Annotated in this window: 17 protein-coding genes; 9 read left to right on the top strand and 8 right to left on the bottom strand. The window is 63.6% G+C overall.

The window, feature by feature from the left end; all coding sequences use genetic code 11:
- Nucleotides 1–45 precede the first annotated feature (45 nt).
- The gene (locus tag XI06_RS04520; RefSeq protein ID WP_130369321.1) at nt 46–360 is read right to left on the bottom strand and encodes a co-chaperone GroES; all 315 of its coding nucleotides are present in this window, start codon (nt 358–360) and stop codon (nt 46–48) included.
- Nucleotides 361–761: 401 nt separating this feature from the next.
- On the opposite strand from XI06_RS04520, the gene XI06_RS04525 reads away from it, so the two are divergent.
- Entirely contained in the window at nt 762–1,049 is a 288-nt protein-coding gene (locus XI06_RS04525; RefSeq protein WP_237866194.1) for an usg protein, read from the top strand.
- Between the two features lie 163 nt (nt 1,050–1,212).
- The gene (locus XI06_RS04530; protein ID WP_237866195.1) at nt 1,213–1,764 is read left to right on the top strand and encodes a cupin domain-containing protein; all 552 of its coding nucleotides are present in this window, start codon (nt 1,213–1,215) and stop codon (nt 1,762–1,764) included.
- Between the two features lie 117 nt (nt 1,765–1,881).
- On the opposite strand, the gene XI06_RS04535 is transcribed toward XI06_RS04530, so the two are convergent.
- Nucleotides 1,882–3,132 (bottom strand): NupC/NupG family nucleoside CNT transporter, encoded by a 1,251-nt coding sequence (locus XI06_RS04535; RefSeq protein ID WP_237873439.1) that lies wholly within the window; start codon nt 3,130–3,132, stop codon nt 1,882–1,884.
- 157 nt (nt 3,133–3,289) lie between these two features.
- Between XI06_RS04535 and XI06_RS04540 the strand changes: the two genes are divergently transcribed.
- The 7 genes from XI06_RS04540 (at nt 3,290) to XI06_RS04570 (ending at nt 11,463) form a co-directional block, all read left to right on the top strand.
- Nucleotides 3,290–4,528: an MFS transporter gene (locus XI06_RS04540; RefSeq protein WP_237873440.1), complete on the top strand. Its 1,239-nt coding sequence runs from the start codon at nt 3,290–3,292 to the stop codon at nt 4,526–4,528.
- 205 nt (nt 4,529–4,733) lie between these two features.
- Complete coding sequence (locus tag XI06_RS04545; protein WP_237873442.1) at nt 4,734–5,618, top strand: helix-turn-helix domain-containing protein; 885 nt, start codon at nt 4,734–4,736, stop codon at nt 5,616–5,618.
- A gap of 216 nt (nt 5,619–5,834) precedes the next feature.
- The gene (locus XI06_RS04550; protein WP_237873444.1) at nt 5,835–6,908 is read left to right on the top strand and encodes an ABC transporter substrate-binding protein; all 1,074 of its coding nucleotides are present in this window, start codon (nt 5,835–5,837) and stop codon (nt 6,906–6,908) included.
- A gap of 62 nt (nt 6,909–6,970) precedes the next feature.
- Complete coding sequence (locus XI06_RS04555) at nt 6,971–7,795, top strand: ATP-binding cassette domain-containing protein (RefSeq protein WP_237873446.1); 825 nt, start codon at nt 6,971–6,973, stop codon at nt 7,793–7,795.
- Nucleotides 7,792–9,048, top strand: a complete 1,257-nt coding sequence (locus XI06_RS04560; RefSeq protein ID WP_237866201.1) for a sugar ABC transporter permease — start codon at nt 7,792–7,794, stop codon at nt 9,046–9,048. The genes XI06_RS04555 and XI06_RS04560 overlap by 4 nt, the downstream gene beginning before the upstream one ends.
- 24 nt (nt 9,049–9,072) lie before the next feature.
- A complete protein-coding gene (locus tag XI06_RS04565) occupies nt 9,073–9,801 on the top strand; it encodes an SDR family oxidoreductase (protein WP_237873448.1) in 729 nt (242 codons plus the stop codon).
- Nucleotides 9,802–9,849: 48 nt separating this feature from the next.
- Nucleotides 9,850–11,463 (top strand): FGGY-family carbohydrate kinase, encoded by a 1,614-nt coding sequence (locus tag XI06_RS04570; RefSeq protein WP_237873452.1) that lies wholly within the window; start codon nt 9,850–9,852, stop codon nt 11,461–11,463.
- A gap of 50 nt (nt 11,464–11,513) precedes the next feature.
- Here XI06_RS04570 and XI06_RS04575 read toward each other — a convergent pair whose 3' ends face one another.
- The 6 genes from XI06_RS04575 to XI06_RS04600 form a co-directional block, all read right to left on the bottom strand.
- The gene (locus XI06_RS04575; protein WP_237873454.1) at nt 11,514–12,272 is read right to left on the bottom strand and encodes an SDR family oxidoreductase; all 759 of its coding nucleotides are present in this window, start codon (nt 12,270–12,272) and stop codon (nt 11,514–11,516) included.
- Nucleotides 12,273–12,297: 25 nt separating this feature from the next.
- A complete protein-coding gene (locus XI06_RS04580; protein WP_237866205.1) occupies nt 12,298–13,056 on the bottom strand; it encodes a proteasome-type protease in 759 nt (252 codons plus the stop codon).
- Nucleotides 13,057–13,144: 88 nt separating this feature from the next.
- Nucleotides 13,145–13,552, bottom strand: coding sequence for a carboxymuconolactone decarboxylase family protein (locus XI06_RS04585; protein WP_237873456.1), 408 nt, complete (start codon nt 13,550–13,552; stop codon nt 13,145–13,147).
- 65 nt (nt 13,553–13,617) lie between these two features.
- A complete protein-coding gene (locus tag XI06_RS04590) occupies nt 13,618–14,466 on the bottom strand; it encodes a transglutaminase family protein (protein WP_237866207.1) in 849 nt (282 codons plus the stop codon).
- Nucleotides 14,467–14,513: 47 nt separating this feature from the next.
- A complete protein-coding gene (locus tag XI06_RS04595) occupies nt 14,514–15,458 on the bottom strand; it encodes an alpha-E domain-containing protein (RefSeq protein WP_128951022.1) in 945 nt (314 codons plus the stop codon).
- Between the two features lie 4 nt (nt 15,459–15,462).
- Nucleotides 15,463–16,881 carry a circularly permuted type 2 ATP-grasp protein gene (locus XI06_RS04600; protein ID WP_237873457.1) on the bottom strand — a complete coding sequence of 473 codons (1,419 nt, stop codon included), beginning with the start codon at nt 16,879–16,881 and terminating at the stop codon, nt 15,463–15,465.
- Nucleotides 16,882–17,041 lie beyond the last annotated feature (160 nt).

Genomic DNA, 17,041 nt, shown 5'->3' on the forward strand with positions numbered 1-17,041 from the left:
GGAATTTTCCTTGGATAGTGTTTGACTGGAGGGAGAGAGGGGCTCTTAGGCCGCCTTCTTCTTGGAAGCGGGGACGTCGAGGACGCCCATGATGTCGCTTTCCTTCATGATCAGCAGGTCGACGCCGTCGATCTTGACTTCAGTGCCCGACCACTTGCCGAACAGCACGCGGTCGCCGACCTTGAGGTCGATCGGAACCAGCTTGCCGGCTTCGTCGCGGCCACCCGGGCCAACGGCGACGACTTCACCCTGGGAAGGCTTTTCCTTGGCAGTGTCGGGGATGATGATGCCGCCGGCGGTCTTCTCTTCTGCGTCGATGCGCTTGACCACGACGCGGTCGTGAAGCGGACGGAATTTCATGCAGCTCTCCTAAGCATTTGCTCAGATTGATGTTTTGAGGGTGTTAGCAATCGATGTCCGCGAGTGCCAATGCGGACATAGCTCAAATAGGACAGGAATTTTGCGGGGACAAGGGCTTCTAGCAGAAAAATCGGCACTCAGAAGGACCAAGTGCCAGAATCCCTCTCCCGTCGTTAACCGATTTCGGAGGGCTTCTTGGCACCCCCCTTGGGGACCGTATTAGCACGGGGGCGTCTCTGCTGCTAACGCATTGAATTTCAACAGCTTGTTAAACTTTTGGGCTTGAGATGGATTGTCAGTTTGCGTCACATTTCTCTCATGTGAGCGCATCGTTTCCGGGTGGCTCCCCGGGGCACGGATCAAGCCACCCCCTGTATGCGCTCCTGCAAAGGAGGTTTGGCATGGGACTGCGCGTTGGGGGCGTTTCCGAGGATTTCCGGAAACAGATGCTGGGTTACGGGCTGACGACGGCGGAAATTCTCTATCGGATGCCGGATCATCCCTCGCTGCTTCAGACTTACGTCTGGCAGAACTACGACATGTTTCCGAAATTCCCCGCGCTCAAGGATTTCCTGGCGTTCTGGACGGAGAAGCTCGACGGCCCGCTGTATTCGGTGACCGTGGCGCACTCCAAGCTGATCAAGCCGGCCGAGCTCCGCGCCGTGGACGGCGTGTTCCGGTTGAATTGACGAGAACACCGGTCTCGTAAGGTGGGCAAAGGCGCGCTCTTCGCGCGCCGTGCCCACCATATCTCTCCGATCGCACACGATAGGTGGGCACGCTGCGCTTTGCCCACCCTACGATATCTCGTTCTGTGGTAGCCTCCGCCATAACAACACGGGAGGCCGGCCCATGGCCAAGAAATCAAAATCGAAAGCAAAGTCGCGCAGCGCAGTCCAAACCGCGGTGAAGAAGCGGAGCGCGGCCAAGTCCGTTGCGCGATCATCAGCGCGCAAGACGGTGAAATCCAAAGCCCGCGCAGCGCCTGCCAAGACCTCGGCAAAGAAACCCGCGCGCCCGAAGCAGCGCATCGCCATCAGCCACCACCGTGAGGAGGACTTCAAAGCCGACGGCCTGCGTGCCTATGCCAAATACCGCGACCTCGGCATCGCCGCTGCCAGCCAGGGCCTCGCGCAAGCCCACGTCATCCGCCTGCAGGGCCCTTGCGATCCGGCGGAAGTGTCGAAGCTGCACTTCCACGACGTCGACTTTCAGATGGTCTACGTGCTCAAGGGCTGGGTGAAGACCTACATGGATGGGCAAGGCGAGACACTGATGCTGGAGGGCAGCGCCTGGACCCAGCCGCCGAAGATCAAGCACATGATTCTGGATTATTCTGACGACGTCGAACTGCTGGAGGTGATCTTGCCGGCGGAGTTCAGGACGGTGGAGTTGAAGGCTTGATGTCATTCCGGGGCGCGCGTAGCGCGAGCCCGGAATCCATTGGGCGACGGAGTCGGTGGATGAATGGATTCCGGGCTCGCGACTTCGTCGCGCCCCGGAATGACTGCGTGGAGAGACCTACGTCAACACCCCCACGATCGCGCCCATCAGACACGTTGTCAGCGTCCCCGATACGATCGACTTCAGCCCCAGCGCGTTGATCTCGTCGCGACGCTCCGGCGCCATCACGCCGAGGCCGCCGATCATGATGCCGAGGCTGGCGAAATTGGCGAAGCCGCACAACGCGTAGAGCATGATCAGGCGCGAGCGCGGATCGAGCGTGTCGGGCGGCAGCTTCGCGAAGTCGATATAGGCGACGAGCTCGTTGAGCACGGTCTTGGTGCCCATCAGGCTGCCGGCGGCGATCGCCTGGTCCCAGGGCAGTCCCATCAGCCAGCATATCGGCGCCATGATCAACCCCAGCACCCGCTGCAGCGAGATCGCGGCGCCGCCGACGGCAGGCAACAGGCCGAGCACTGCATTGGCGAGATAGACCAGCGCCACCAGCACCAGCAGCATCGCGACGATGTTGATCAACAGCTCGATGCCGGCACTGGTGCCTTTCACGATCGCGTCCATGGTGCCGGAGACCGCCATCTCCGGATCCTCAAGAGCGCCGCCGGTGCGCTTGTCGGAGGTTTCGGGGATCATGATCAGGCTGACCAGGATCGCGGCCGGCGCGCCCAGCACGGAAGCGATGACGAAATGCGCGGCCGCATCAGGAATGAGGGGAGCAAGCAGCGTCGCATAAAGCACCAGCACCGTGCCGGCGATGCCCGCCATGCCGCCGGTCATCACCAGAAACAATTCGCTGCGCGACATCTGCGCCAGATACGGCCGCACGAACAGGGGTGCCTCGACCATGCCGAGAAAGATGTTGGCGGCGGTCGAGAGCCCGACTGCGCCGCCGACGCCCAGCGTGCGCTCCAGCAGCCAGGCCATGCCGCGCACGATTGGCGGCAGCACGCGCCAATAGAACAGCAGCGTCGTCAGCACGCTCATCACCAGCACGATCGGCAGCGCCTGGAACGCCAGAATGAAATCGGCGCCCGGCACCTTCAGCTCGAACGGCAGGGCGCCGCCGCCGACATAGCCGAACACGAAGGAGGAGCCGGCGCGCGAGGCCGCGGAGATGGCGCCGACCGCGTCGTTGATGGCGCCGAAGGCATGGGCCACGAACGGCACCTTCAGCAGCACGATCGCGGTGACGAAGGTCACGACAAGGCCGATCAGTGCCTGGCGCAACGAGACCGCACGGCGATTCTCCGCGAGCGCGAAGGCGATCAGCAGCAATGCGAAAACGCCGAGTGTCGATTGCAGCCGCAGCATGATGTCCCCAAACCCCCAATCATTATGGCCGCGCCTGCGTTGCAAACGCAATGCCGGGAATGTTGCGGGCGGCCCGGCTGTTGACATCCAGGCCCGGGTCGGCCACCCCGGCGCGTCGATATCAAGGGCCGATCATCCGCGCGTGACCGAAGAGGCGATGCCAGAGCAGCCAGGATCCGTCAGTCCGCCGGTCACCGCCGGTGAGCTTCTTCGCCATCCCGCCTTCCTGTTCTTCCTGCTCTCCCGCAACCTGTCGCGCTTTTCCAGCCAGATCGCGGCGGTCGCCATCGGCTGGCAGATCTACGACCTCACCGGCTCGGCCTTCGACCTCGGCATGGTCGGGCTGGTGCAATTCGCGCCTACCGCGCTCTTGGTGTTCGTCGCGGGCCACGCCGCCGACCGTTTCGAGCGCAAGCGCGTGGTCCAGCTCTGTCAGCTCGTGGAAGCCGCCACCGCGCTCTATCTCGCATTGATCACCTATCTCGGCGCAGTCAGCGAAGTGCAGATTTTCGTCGCGACCTTCGTGCTCGGCATTGCCGGAGCCTTCGAGAGCCCGACCACCGCGGCGCTGCTGCCGCTGATCGCACCGCAGGGCTCGCTCCAGCGCGCGACGGCGATCGCGAGCGGGGCAGCTCAGGTCGCGACCATCACCGGGCCTGCGCTCGGCGGCTTTGCCTATGCGATCGCGCCGCATCTCGCCTACACCATGATGCTGCTGTTCTGGATTTTCGGGATGATCCTGACCGGATTCGTCCGGCCGCGGCCGCAGGCGGTCGCCAAGGAGGGATCCGACGAGGACAACATCTTTGCCGGCGTCCGCTTTATCAGGAGCAATCCGGCGATCCTCGGCACCATCTCGCTCGACCTGTTCGCCGTGCTGTTCGGCGGTGTCACCGCGCTGTTGCCGATCTATGCCCGTGACATTCTCCAGACCGGCCCGGTCGGGCTCGGCGTGCTCCGGGCTGCGCCTGCCGTCGGCGCGCTCTTGATGACCGTGGTGCTGGCGCGTCACGCCATCTCCAGGCATGTGGGCCTGCGCATGTTCCAGGCGGTGATCGTGTTCGGCATCGCCACGGTCGTGTTCGCGCTGTCGTCCTGGATGTGGCTGTCGGTGCTGTCGCTCGCCGTGCTCGGCGCCGCGGATACAATCAGCGTTGTGATCCGCTTCTCGCTGGTGCAGCTCGCCACCCCCGACGAGATGCGCGGCCGCGTCGGGGCGGTGAACTTCCTCTTCATCAACGCCTCAAACCAGCTCGGCCAGTTCGAGAGCGGTCTGACGGCAGCCCTATTCGGCGCCATGCCGGCGGCGGTGCTCGGCGGCGTCTGCACCGTCGCAGTGGCGCTGCTCTGGATGAAGCTGTTTCCGAGCCTGCGGCGCGTGGAGAGTTTGGAGTAGGAGCCGGGCCGAGCCCGAAGGCAGCCGATATTGCAGCGCCCACCGAACGAATGTCAAAAGAGTATCGGTTGGGCGTCTGAATCGTGGTGGCGGCAGCGGCTCCCACCCGATACGGTTTCGAACAATAGATAGAGCTGAGCAAAATTCAGCCGTCGGGTACGAGCTCAGACGTTCATAAACCGGGCCGGCCCAGGAGGGAATGGATATGGAACCAGACCTGGAAGTCGTCCAGATACGGCGCGGCGAGTCCTTCAAGGCTTGGTCGCACGGGTATCCCTTCCACACGGTCAGGTGGCATTTCCATCCGGAATACGAGATTCATCAGGTCGTGGCGACGAGCGGTCGCTACTTTGTCGGCGATTTCATCGGCCAATTTGAGCCGGGCAATCTCGTGCTCACCGGACCCAACCTGCCGCATAATTGGGTCAGCGATCTGCCGCCGGAAATGACCATCCCGCTGCGCGGACGCATCATCCAGTTCAGCGAAGAATTCATCGGCGACACGATGAGGCTGATGCCGGAATTGTCGGGTCTCGGCGCGCTGCTGGAATCCTCCCGACGCGGCGTCCTCTTTGCCAGCAGAACGAGCAAGGAGCTTGCCCCGCTGATGGAGGAGATCGTGGCGGCGACGGGTGTGCGCCGGATCGAGCTGTTCATGATGATCCTGGGGACGCTCTGTCGCGCCCGGGGCGCACTGCCGCTCTCCAGCCCAAACTATTTGCCCGACCCGTCCGGCTACATGTCGGCGGGAATGAACAAGGCGCTCGCCTTCATTCGCGAGAACCTGACGCAGCCGTTCGGCGAAGCAGATCTCGCTGCAATCGCCGGCCAGTCGCAAAGCGGGTTTTCGCGTTCGTTCCGCCGGCACACGGGGATGTCGCTGGTGCAATACGTCAAGCGGCTCCGCATCAATCTCGCCTGCCAGATCCTGATGAGTGACGAACACGCGTCGATTACCGACATCTGCTTCCAGGTCGGCTTCAACAATCTCTCCAATTTCAATCGTCAGTTTCTGGCCGAGAAGGGCATGCCGCCCTCGCGTTTCAGGCGATTGCTGGCGGACAACATCAACGCGGCACGCGCCGCCTAACCGGGAGGAGCAAGGGAGGAGGACGATTACGGGAAGTATGACGTGGGCGCGCCGATGGCAGCCCGCGAAGGAGAACGTCTGTCCGGAAATTCCGCGTGGCCTTGGAGGATATCGGCGCTCACCGCCTTTGCCATCCGGCTGCGGAAGCAGGAATGGCGCGTCTCCAGACCTCAACGAGCAGCACTTTAACACCCAGTTTCCGAAAGGGAAGTCCGAATGACAAAGCCCTCGCTCAAGACTACGCGCTCTGCCGCTCTCGCCCTGTCGCTACTCGGCGCGACGGCCATGTCCTCGCATGCCGCCGAGGTGAAAGACGCAACCGTCGCCTTCCTCATGCCCGACCAGGCGTCCACCCGCTACGAACAGCACGACTATCCAGGTTTTGCTGCCGAGATGAAGAAGCTCTGCGCCAGTTGCAAGGTCATCTACCAGAATGCCAGTGCGGACGCCGCGCGCCAGCAACAGCAATTCAACTCGGTGATCTCGCAGGGTGCCAAGGTGATTGTGCTCGATCCGGTCGACTCGGCTGCCGCCGCGTCGCTGGTGAAAATGGCACAGTCCCAGGGTATCAAGGTGATCGCCTATGACCGTCCGATCCCCGACGCCAAGGCCGACTTCTACGTTTCCTTCGACAACGAAGGTATCGGCAAGGCCATCTCGGAATCGCTGGTCAAGCATCTGAAGGACGCCAAGATCACGCCGAAGGAAGGCGAAGGGGTGCTCCAGATCAATGGATCGCCGACCGATGCCGCCGCGGGACTTATCAAGAAGGGCATCCACGCGGGCCTTGATAAAAGCGGCTATCCGATCCTCGCCGAATACGACACGCCGGACTGGGCACCACCCAAGGCGCAGCAATGGGCGAGCGGCCAGGTCACCCGCTTCGGCAAGAAGATCCTTGGCGTCGTCGCCGCCAATGACGGTACGGGCGGTGGCGCAATTGCCGCTCTCAAGGCTGCCGGTGTCGATCCGGTGCCTGCGGTGACAGGCAATGATGCGACGATTGCCGCGCTTCAGCTCATCATCGCCGGTGATCAGTACAATACGATCTCCAAGCCCAGCGAGATCGTTGCAGCCGCCGCGGCGCAGGCCGCGGTGGAGTTCCTCTCGGGCGGCACGCCCAAGGCGGAAACCACGCTCTATAATACGCCCTCGAAGCTGTTCATTCCGGCTGTGGTGACCGAACAGAATTTGAAGGCGGAGATCATCGACAAGAAGATCCAGACCGCCGATCAGCTTTGCACCGGACGATATGCCGCCGGATGCAAGAAGCTCGGCATCACGCAGTAAGCGAAGCTGCATCCCGGCCGCGCAATGCGGCCGGGATGAACCAAGGGAAGGCGGACGCGGACATGTCCACGAGCTCGGATGTCGATCACCCGCAGGAGGGCCCAGGCAAACTGGTCTTGAAGCTTCGCGGCATTTCCAAGAATTTCGGCGCCGTGTCCGCCCTTGCCGATGTCGATCTCGACGTCCATGCCGGCGAGGTCGTGGCGCTTGTCGGTGACAACGGTGCCGGAAAGTCCACGCTGGTGAAGATTCTGGCCGGCGTGCACCAGCCCACTTCGGGGACGATCGACTTCGATGGCGAACATGTCGTGCTGTCCGATCCGGCCACGGCACTAGGCCTTGGCATCGCCACGGTCTTCCAGGACCTGGCGCTCTGCGAGAACCTCGATGTCGTTGCCAATATCTTCCTTGGCCGCGAACTCAATCCCGTCAGGCTCGATGAAGTGTCCATGGAGATCCGGGCCTGGACATTGCTCAACGAATTGTCGGCCCGCATTCCGAGCGTGCGCGAACCCGTTGCGTCGCTGTCGGGCGGGCAGCGCCAGACCGTGGCAATCGCGCGTTCACTGCTGACAGAACCCAAGCTCATTCTGCTCGACGAGCCGACCGCGGCGCTCGGCGTCGCCCAGACCGCGGAGGTACTCGATCTGATCGAGCGCGTGCGCGCCCGCGGCCTCGGCGTCATCGTGATCAGTCACAACATGGAGGACGTCCGGGCCGTCGCCGACCGCATCGTGGTGCTGCGCCTCGGCCGCAACAACGGCGAATTCGGACCCGATGTTTCCAACCAGGATCTCGTCACGGCCATCACGGGTGCCGACGAGAATTCGGTCTCCCGACGCGCCAGCCGACGCGGCATGCAGCAATCGCGGGAGGCGCTGATATGACCGACGATACGCAACGGGTTTCGACCGCGCGGTTGCTCGACCGTCGCGACGAGCGCGTCGCACACGCGGATACTCTCAGTGGCACGATCGGCGCCTTCGTCGACCGGGTCCGGTCGGGCGACCTCGGCTCCCTGCCGGTAGTTGTCGGCCTGCTGATCATCTGCACCGCATTCCAGAGCCTCAATCCGGTTTTCCTGGCGCCTGACAATCTGGTCAATCTGCTGTTCGATTGCTCGACCGTCGGCGTCATCTCGCTCGGCATCGTTTGTGTCCTGATGGTCGGCGAGATTGACCTTTCGGTCGGTTCGGTGAGCGGGTTCTCCTCCGCGCTGATCGGCGTGCTCTGGGTCAATCAGGATTGGCCCGTCGCGGTGGCAGTCGTCACGGCGCTGGTGCTGGGCGCCTCGATCGGCGCACTCTATGCGTTCCTGTTCAACCGCCTGGGCATGCCGAGCTTCGTCTCGACTCTATCAGGCCTGCTGGCGTGGCTCGGCCTGCAACTCTACCTGCTCGGCTCGTCCGGCTCGATCAATCTCCCTTACGGATCGCCGCTGGTCAATTTCGGACAGATGCTGGTCATGCCGCCGATCGTATCCTACACGCTCGCGGCACTTGCCGGCGTGGTCGTGTTCGCGACTGGTTACCGCATGGCTGCGCGCAGGCGAGCGGCAGGGCTGTCTGCAAGTACGCTCAGTCGCCTTCTGCTGAAGGCTGCGCTCGTTATCGTCGTGCTCGAATTCATTGTCTACTATCTCAATCTCGCGCGCGGCGTTCCGTGGATGTTCGGCCTGTTCGTCGGCTTGTGCGTGGTCATGAACTACGCACTGAAGCGGACCAAATGGGGCCGCTCAATGAGCGCGGTCGGAGGCAATCGCGAGGCCGCCCGTCGTGCCGGCATCAACGTTCGCCAGATCCATATGACCGCCTTCATGCTATGCTCCACGCTGGCAGCCGCCGGCGGTATCCTTGGCGCCGCGCGGCTGGCCTCTTCCAGCCAGCAGGCCGGTACGGGAGATGTGAACCTCAACGCCATCGCTGCAGCGGTCATCGGCGGCACCAGCCTGTTTGGCGGCCGCGGCAGCGCTTATTCCGCGCTGCTCGGTATCATCGTCATCCAGTCGATCGCCAGCGGCCTCACGCTGCTCGATCTCTCTTCGTCGCTTCGGTACATGATCACCGGCGCCGTGCTTGCCGTTGCGGTTATCGTCGACTCGCTGGCACGACGCTCGCGTGTCTCCCATGGCCGAGCCTAACAAACTCCAACAAGAGGACCGACCGTGGGCCAGGAACTTGCAGGAAAGGTTGCCGCCATTACCGGTGCTGCGTCGGGCATCGGTCTCGAGTGCGCCAGGGCAATGATCGCAGCAGGCGCGCGCGTGGTGCTGGTCGACCGGGCGGAGGAGGCGCTGAACAGTGTCTGTTCCGAGCTTGGCGATAACGCGATTCCGCTGCGTATCGACCTGACCGATGCTGCTGACATGGCCGGCATGATGCCGCAGGTGCTCGAGAGGGCGGGCCGGCTCGACATCTTTCATGCCAATGCCGGCACCTATGTCGGCGGCGAGGTGCTTGGCGGCGACCCCGACGCCTGGGACCGCATGCTGAACCTCAACGTCAATGCGATGTTTCGCTCCATCCACGCGGTGTTGCCCCACATGGTCGAGCGCAAGAGCGGTGACATCATCGTCACCAGTTCGATCGCCGGTCTCGTCCCTGTCGTCTGGGAGCCGATCTACACCGCCTCAAAACACGCCGTGCAGGCTTTTGTCCATACCGTGCGTCGGCAGGTCGCCAAATACGGCCTGCGCGTCGGCGCGGTGGCGCCCGGCCCGGTCGTGACCGCACTCATCAGCGACTGGCCGAAGGAGAAGCTCGAGCAGGAAATGGCAGCCGGTGGCCTAATCCAGCCGACGGAAGTTGCGCAGGCCGTACTGTTCATGTTGACCCGTCCGAGAAATGTCACGATCCGCGACCTCGTGATCCTGCCGCAGAGCAACGATCTCTAAGCTACCGCGTCTGCGCTCTGTATGTCGCTTCATGTGAGGGACTCCGCGATGACTCGTCATTTTCTGGGCATCGACGTCGGCACGGGCAGTGCGAGAGCAGGGGTCTTCGATCGCTCCGGCAGGCTTGTCTCCTCCGATAAGGCCGACATCATGCTGTGGCGGGAGGCCGGCGATATTGTCGAGCAGTCGAGCGAGGACGTCTGGCGCGCCGTATGCCTCAGCGTGCGCGGCGCGGTCGAAAAGGCCGACATCGCGCCCGACAGCATTGCCGGCATCGGATTTGACGCGACCTGCTCGCTGGTGGTGTTGGGCAGTGGCGGCGCGCCGCTTGCCGTCGGCCCGTCCGGCGATTCCGCCCGCAATATCATCGTGTGGATGGATCATCGTGCGGTCGATCAGGCGCGCCGCATCAACCGCGCCGGCGCGAAAGTTCTCGACTATGTCGGGGGAACGATCTCACCCGAGATGGAGACGCCGAAACTGTTGTGGCTTGCCGAAAACATGCCGCGCAGCTTTGCGGACGCCTGGCAGTTCATGGACCTCACTGATTTCCTCACCTGGCGTGCAACCGGGAGCCTTGCCCGCTCCACCTGCACCGTCACGTGCAAGTGGACCTATCTGGGCCACGAAGATCGCTGGGATGCCGATTTCTTTCGCTCGGTCGGTCTCGGCACGCTGGCCGACGAGCAGTTTCGCCGCATCGGTACCGAGATCGTGCCCGGCGGCACACGGCTGGCCGCCGGCCTGACGGCAGAGGCAGCGACCGACCTTGGCCTGAAGTCGGGCACATCAGTTGCGGCAGGTCTTATCGACGCGCATGCGGGCGGTGTCGGCACGGTCGGCGCGCGCGGAACTGCGGGTACGGCGCTCACCCGCATGGCCTATGTGTTCGGAACGTCGGCCTGCACCATGTCAACCACCGAGAATCCGGTCTTCGTTCCCGGTGTTTGGGGACCTTATTTCTCCGCCATGGTTCCGGGGCTGTGGCTCAATGAGGGTGGACAGTCGGTCGCCGGTGCAGCCATTGACCATCTCATCCAGATGCATCCGTATTCTGCACAGGCGACACAGACGGCGCGTCAGCACCAACGGACGCTCGCGGATTGGCTGGCCGCGCAGGTGGACGCGCGCGGCGGTGCGGAGATGGTTCGCGACCTGGTGGGCGAGCTTCATGTCGTGCCAGAGTTTCTCGGCAACCGCGCGCCTTTCGCGGATCCCGATGCGCGTGCGCTGATCGCTGGACTGGATATGCGCTCCGACCTGGAGAGCTTGCTCGCCCTCTATCTTGCTGGCCTGTGCGGCCTCGGCCACGGCGCGCGCCAGATCGTGCGCACCCAGCAGGACAAAGGTATCGCCATCGATACGATCGTCGTCAGCGGTGGAGCGGCTCAGAGCCGCCTGGTGCGGCAGGTGCTCGCCGATACGACCGGCCTCACGGTTGCTGCCTCGGCATCTCCGGAGCCGGTGTTGCTCGGCTCCGCGATGCTCGGATCGGTCGCTTCCGGCGACCACACCGATGTCAGAGAGGCGATGGAGGCGATGTCGGCCCTAGGAGAAATCCATCCACCGCACGGGGCCCTGGCCAGTTGGAACGCCAGGCGGTTCGCAGCCTTCGAGGCCTTGCAGCAGGTCGGCCGAGCGATCCGAAGCACCGCTGGCTAGATGGCAACCCCATGCCTCTACTGTGCATGGGGTTGTTTTCGCGTTTTCGTTCAGCCACGGCCCACGAACGGCATCTTGGTCGCCATGACCGTCATGGTCAGCACGTTGGCGTCGAGCGGCAGGCCGGCCATGTAGGCCACGGCATCGCCGACCGCCTTCGCGTCCATGCGCGGCTCGTGCTTGGTGGTGCCGTCGGGCTGCAGCACGCCGGGGCCGTTGACCATGCGATCGGTCATCGGGGTTGCGGCATTGCCGATGTCGACCTGGCCGACCGCGATGTCATACATGCGGCCGTCGAGGTTGCTGGCCTTGGTGAGGCCCGTGATGGCGTGCTTGGTCGAGGTGTAGGCCGCCGAGAACGGCCGCGGCGCATGCGCCGAGATCGAGCCGTTGTTGATGATGCGGCCGCCGCGCGGGCTCTGGTCCTTCATGATGCGGAAGGCGTGCTGGGTGCACAGGAACGGGCCGGTGAGGTTGGTGTTCACCACCGCCTGCCACTGCTCGAGGCTGAGGTCCTCGAAATTGACGGCGGGCGCACCCATGCCGGCATTGTTGAAGAGCACGTCGAGGCGGCCGTAGGTCGCCTTCACCTTGTCGAACAGCGCGGCGATGGACTCCGGCTTGGTCATGTCGGCGGTGACGCAGAGGCTCTTTCCCGCGGGGCCGAGCTTGGCGGTCTCCTCGAGCATCTCCATGCGGCGGCCTGCGAGCACCACGGTGAAGCCGGTGTTCATCAGCGCCAGTGCAGCCGCGCGTCCGACACCGGTGCCGGCGCCCGTCACCAGGGCGATCTTTTTTGCTTCACTCATCGTTTCCTGCCTTTTCTTTGAGTTGTCAGGTTTTGGGTTCTTTTTCGTTCTTGTAGGGCGGCCGCGGAATGTTCTGATGCGCCGCGCGCAGTGCCGCCGACCAGCGCGAGCGAAGGTCGTGGAAATAAGGCTCGCCGGCCTCGATGCGGTGGTTCAGGTCCGCATCGTAAGCGTCCGAGCGCACCACCAGCACGTCGATCGGAAGGCCGACGCCGAGATTCGAGCGCATCGTCGAGTCCATCGAGATCAGGCCGGTCTTCAGCGCCTCGTAAAGCTCGACGTCGTAATGCATGGCGCGGTCGAGCACCGGCTTGCCGTATTTGTGCTCGCCGATCTGCAAGTAAGGCGTGTCGGTGGTGCACTCGATGAAATTGCCGGCGGTGTAGACCATGAACAGGCGCATGCGCGCGCCCTTGATCTGGCCGCCGAACAGGAACGAGACGTCGAAGGAGACGTCCTCGGATTTCAGCGCCGGTCCCTCGGTCGCATGCACCGCCCGGATCGCCCGGCCGATGCGCTGGGCCGCCTGGAACATGGTCGGCGCGTTCATCAGCGTCTCGATCTCGCCCGTGTTGGGGTCCTCGAGGCCTTCGGTCAGGGTGGACAGCACCGACTGGCTGATGGCGAGATTGCCGGCGCTGGCGATCGCCATGATGCGGTCGCCGGGCTTGGAGAAGATGTGCAGCTTGCGGAAGGTCGAGACATTGTCGAGGCCGGCATTGGTGCGGGTATCGGCGATCATCACCAGACCGTCCCGAACCAGGATTCCGCAACAATAGGTCATTTCCAGTCCCCGAACGCGTTTGCGCGAAATTACTAGCCAATTTCGCCGCCCGCTCCAACCCCCGATTCCCAGGGGGAGGTCGGCGATCTCAGTCCGCGGCGTCGGCGAGGAACGCCTGGTCGACGGGAACGCCGAGCGCGGTGACCAGCCGGTTGGTCTCGGAGGCCATGCCGACGATGGCGAGCAGCTCGCCATATTCGGCCTCAGTCATGCCCTTGGCCCGCGCGGCGGCCGTGTGCGAATGGATGCAGTAGCTGCAGCCATGCGCGATCGACACAGCGACATAGAGCATCTCCTTGACCTTGGGATCGAGCGCGCCCGGCGCCATCACCTCCTTCGGGCTCTCCCAGGTCCGCCGCAGCGTCTTCGGATCATGCGCCAGCGCGCGCCAGAAATTGTTGACGAAGTCCGACTTCCGCACCTTGCGGATGTCGTCGAAAACGGCGCGCGCCTCGAGTGAGAGCTCGTCATCCGAAAGCAGTTTGACTGTCGCCATGGGGTCCTCGCAGGGCCATTTGATCCCGCGATCATAGCACGCCTGATGAGACTGGCCGTTGGCGTCTAGCTCTGCCGCTGCGACTGCGATTGCGACTGCCCGCCGCGGCCGGCCTGCTCGACCTTGACCGCGACGGTCAGCGTCTCCGCGCCGCCGCCATAGCGGGTGCCGCGCACGGGGGCTGCGCCGAGATAGTCGAGCCCGATCGCGACGCGGACATGGGCATCTGTGGTGCAGATGCTGTTGGCGGGATCGAAGCCGACCCAACCGAGGTCAGGCACATAGGCTTCCGCCCAGGCGTGGCCGGCGTCCTGATGCACCGTGCCGTCGGAGCGCAGGAAATGGCCGGAGACGAAGCGCGCCGGCACGCCGCCGGTGCGGGCGCAGGCGATGAAGATATGCGCATAGTCCTGGCACACGCCGCGCTTCAGCGTGAACGCGTCGGCGGCCGAGGTGCCGCTGTTGGTCGGGTCCTCGTCAAAGGTCATGTGATCGCTGATCTCGCTCATCAGCGCGTGCAGGAAACCGAGCGTGTCGCTCTCGGCCTCGCTGCGCAGCTGGCGCGCGACCGCCGCCATCGCCGGATTGACGGTCGTGAGGTCCGTGGTGCGCAGGAACATGTCGGCGGGAAAGCGCTCGTCTGCGCCGCGCAGCACGCCGCCGGTATCGTGCGTCTCGATCAGGCCTTCGGCCGTGATCTTGATGTCGCTGACGGGGCCGCAGGACAGCACATGGGTGACGTTGCCGAACGCGTCCTCGTGCATGTCGAGCTTGGTGTCGGTGGAAACGTCGATCTGCCACTCCGCCACATACTGCCCGTCATGGCTGCACGGCGTCATGCGCAGGATCTGGATCACGCTCGTCGCCGCCGGCTCGTAGCGATAGGTCGTGGTGTGCTGGATTCGCAGGCGCATGGTGTTTTGATTCCGTCAGTCCGGGTGTCCCGGAATGACTGCGTGGATCAGATCAAATACTGCTTCGTGATGATTTCGCCCAGCCTGGAATTGTCGGCGATGAATTCCTGAATGAATTCATGCACCCCATGCTGGAAAATGTCGTTCATGTTGCTGTGTTCCAGCCGGTTGCGGATGCCGCGGGCGTGGCGCTGGGCCGGGCCTTGCCGGCCATAGGCCACACCGATCTGGTCGAGATTGCGCACGAGATTGTCGTAGCAGCTCGCCAGCGAGCGCGGCAGCGTGCCGTTGAGGATGAGCAGATCCGCCACCAGCCAAGGCTTCAGCGTTTCGCGATAGACCCAGTGATAGGCCGTCAGCGCCGAGACCGAACGCAGGATCGAGCTCCACTGGTAGAAGTCGAGCGGGCCGCCGACATGCTCCTCCTCGGGCAGCAGCACGTGATACTTCACGTCGAGAATGCGGGCGGTGTTGTCGGCGCGCTCAAGATGCAGGCCGAGGCGGGAGAACCAATAGGCGTCGTTGCGCAGCATGGTCCGGTAGGCCGAGCCGTCGAAGCGCAGCGAGGTCTCCTGCACGAAGCGCAGGAACTTTGCCAGGTCCTCGCGCGTCGAGGTGCCCTTGCTCCAGACCTCCTGCAACTCGATCCAGGCCGAGTTGATGGTGTCCCACATTTCGCTCGTCAGCGCGGTGCGCACCGAGCGCGAGTTCAGCCGCGCCGCTTCGATGCAGTTCCGGATCGAGGACGGGTTGTCGGCCGAGAACGAAAGGTAGTCGACCACGTTGTGCTCGTTGGCTTCCTCGTGGGTCTGATAGAAGCTCTCCGCGACGCCGGCGGTGAGCAGCGCGGAGTCCCATTCGTTGGTCTTGCCGATATAGGCGGCTGGAAGCGCGGTGACGCGCAGGGTCGCATCGATGGTGCGTGCGAGATATTCGGCCCGTTCGACGTAGCGGGCGAGCCAGTAGAGGTTTTCGGCGGTACGCGACAGCATCTCTCTACTCGTCCAGAATCCAGGTGTCTTTGGTGCCGCCGCCCTGGCTCGAATTCACCACGAGCGAGCCTTCCTTCAGCGCCACGCGCGTCAGACCGCCCGGCACGATCGTCGTGTTCTTGCTGCCGGTCAGCACGAACGGGCGAAGATCGACATGGCGCGGGGCAAGGCCTGACGCCGTACAGGTCGGGCAGGTCGAGAGCGCCAGCGTCGGCTGGGCGATAAAGCCTTCCGGCTCGCGCTTGAGCTTTTCGCGGAAGGCTTCGATCGTCGCCTTCGTCGCGGCAGGGCCGATCAGCATGCCGTAGCCGCCGGAGCCGTGCACTTCTTTCACGACGAGCTCACCGAGATGGTCGAGCACGTAAGCCAGATCCTTCGGCTCGCGGCAGCGCCAGGTCTGCACGTTCTTCAGGATCGGCTCCTCGCCGAGATAGAATTTCACGATCTCCGGCATGTAGGAGTAAATCGCCTTGTCGTCGGCGATGCCGGTACCGACTGCGTTGGCGAGCGTGATGTTGCCGGCGGCGTAGGCCGACATCAGTCCGGGCACGCCCAGCGCCGAGTCGGGCCGGAAGGTCAGCGGATCAAGGAAGTCGTCGTCGACGCGGCGATAGATCACGTCGACCCGTTTCACTCCCTCTGTCGTCCGCATGAACACTTCGTTGTTCTTGACGATGAGGTCGCGGCCTTCGACGAGCTCGATGCCGAGCTTGTCGGCCAGGAAGGAGTGCTCGTAATAGGCCGAGTTGTAGACGCCAGGCGTGAGCAGGGCGACGGTCGGCTCGCCCGAGGCGCCATGCGGCGCGACCGAGCGGAGCGCCGAGAGCAGCTCGTCCGGATAGCGTTCGACCGGCGCCACCTTGTGGCGGGCGAACAGATCCGGAAACAGCCGCATCATGATCTCGCGGTTTTCCAGCATGTAGGACACGCCAGACGGCGTGCGCGCATTGTCCTCCAGCACGATGAAGTCTTCGGCATCGACCCTGATGATATCGATTCCGGCGATGTGCACATAGACGTCGTGCGGCACCTGCTGGCCGTTCATCTCAGGGCGAAAAACCGGGTTCTGGAAGATCAGATCCTCGGGCACGACCTCGGCGCGGAGGATGTCGCGGCCGTGATAGATGTCGCGCAGGAACATGTTCAGCGCCTTGACGCGCTGCTTCAGCCCCTTTTCCAGCACCGTCCATTCCTTGCCGGACATGATCCGCGGGATGACGTCAAAGGGGATCAGCCGCTCGGTGGATTCGGAATCGCCATAGACCGCGAAGGTAATGCCGATGCGGCGGAACAGGAGCTCGGCCTCCTGGCGGCGATATTCAAGCGCCTCGGGAGGCGTCTCCTTGAGCCAGCGTGCCAGCTCCTGATAGGCGGGGCGAAGGTCCCCGCCCGGAATATTCATTTCATCAAACGCGACTGCCATAGATCCCGACTTGTCTCCCCAAGGCGTTGCGCCAATGGTCAGGCCGAAGAGGTCCTAGCGCAGACCGCAACGTCCTGTGGCCATGCGGCAAGAGTGCATGACTTTCATGTGGTAGCAAGGGGCGGGCCAGCGGGATAAGCATGGTGAGAGGGCATTTGCC

Origin of the sequence: Bradyrhizobium sp. CCBAU 11434 (assembly GCF_028128895.1) — a bacterium.
Classification (GTDB): domain Bacteria; phylum Pseudomonadota; class Alphaproteobacteria; order Rhizobiales; family Xanthobacteraceae; genus Bradyrhizobium; species Bradyrhizobium zhengyangense.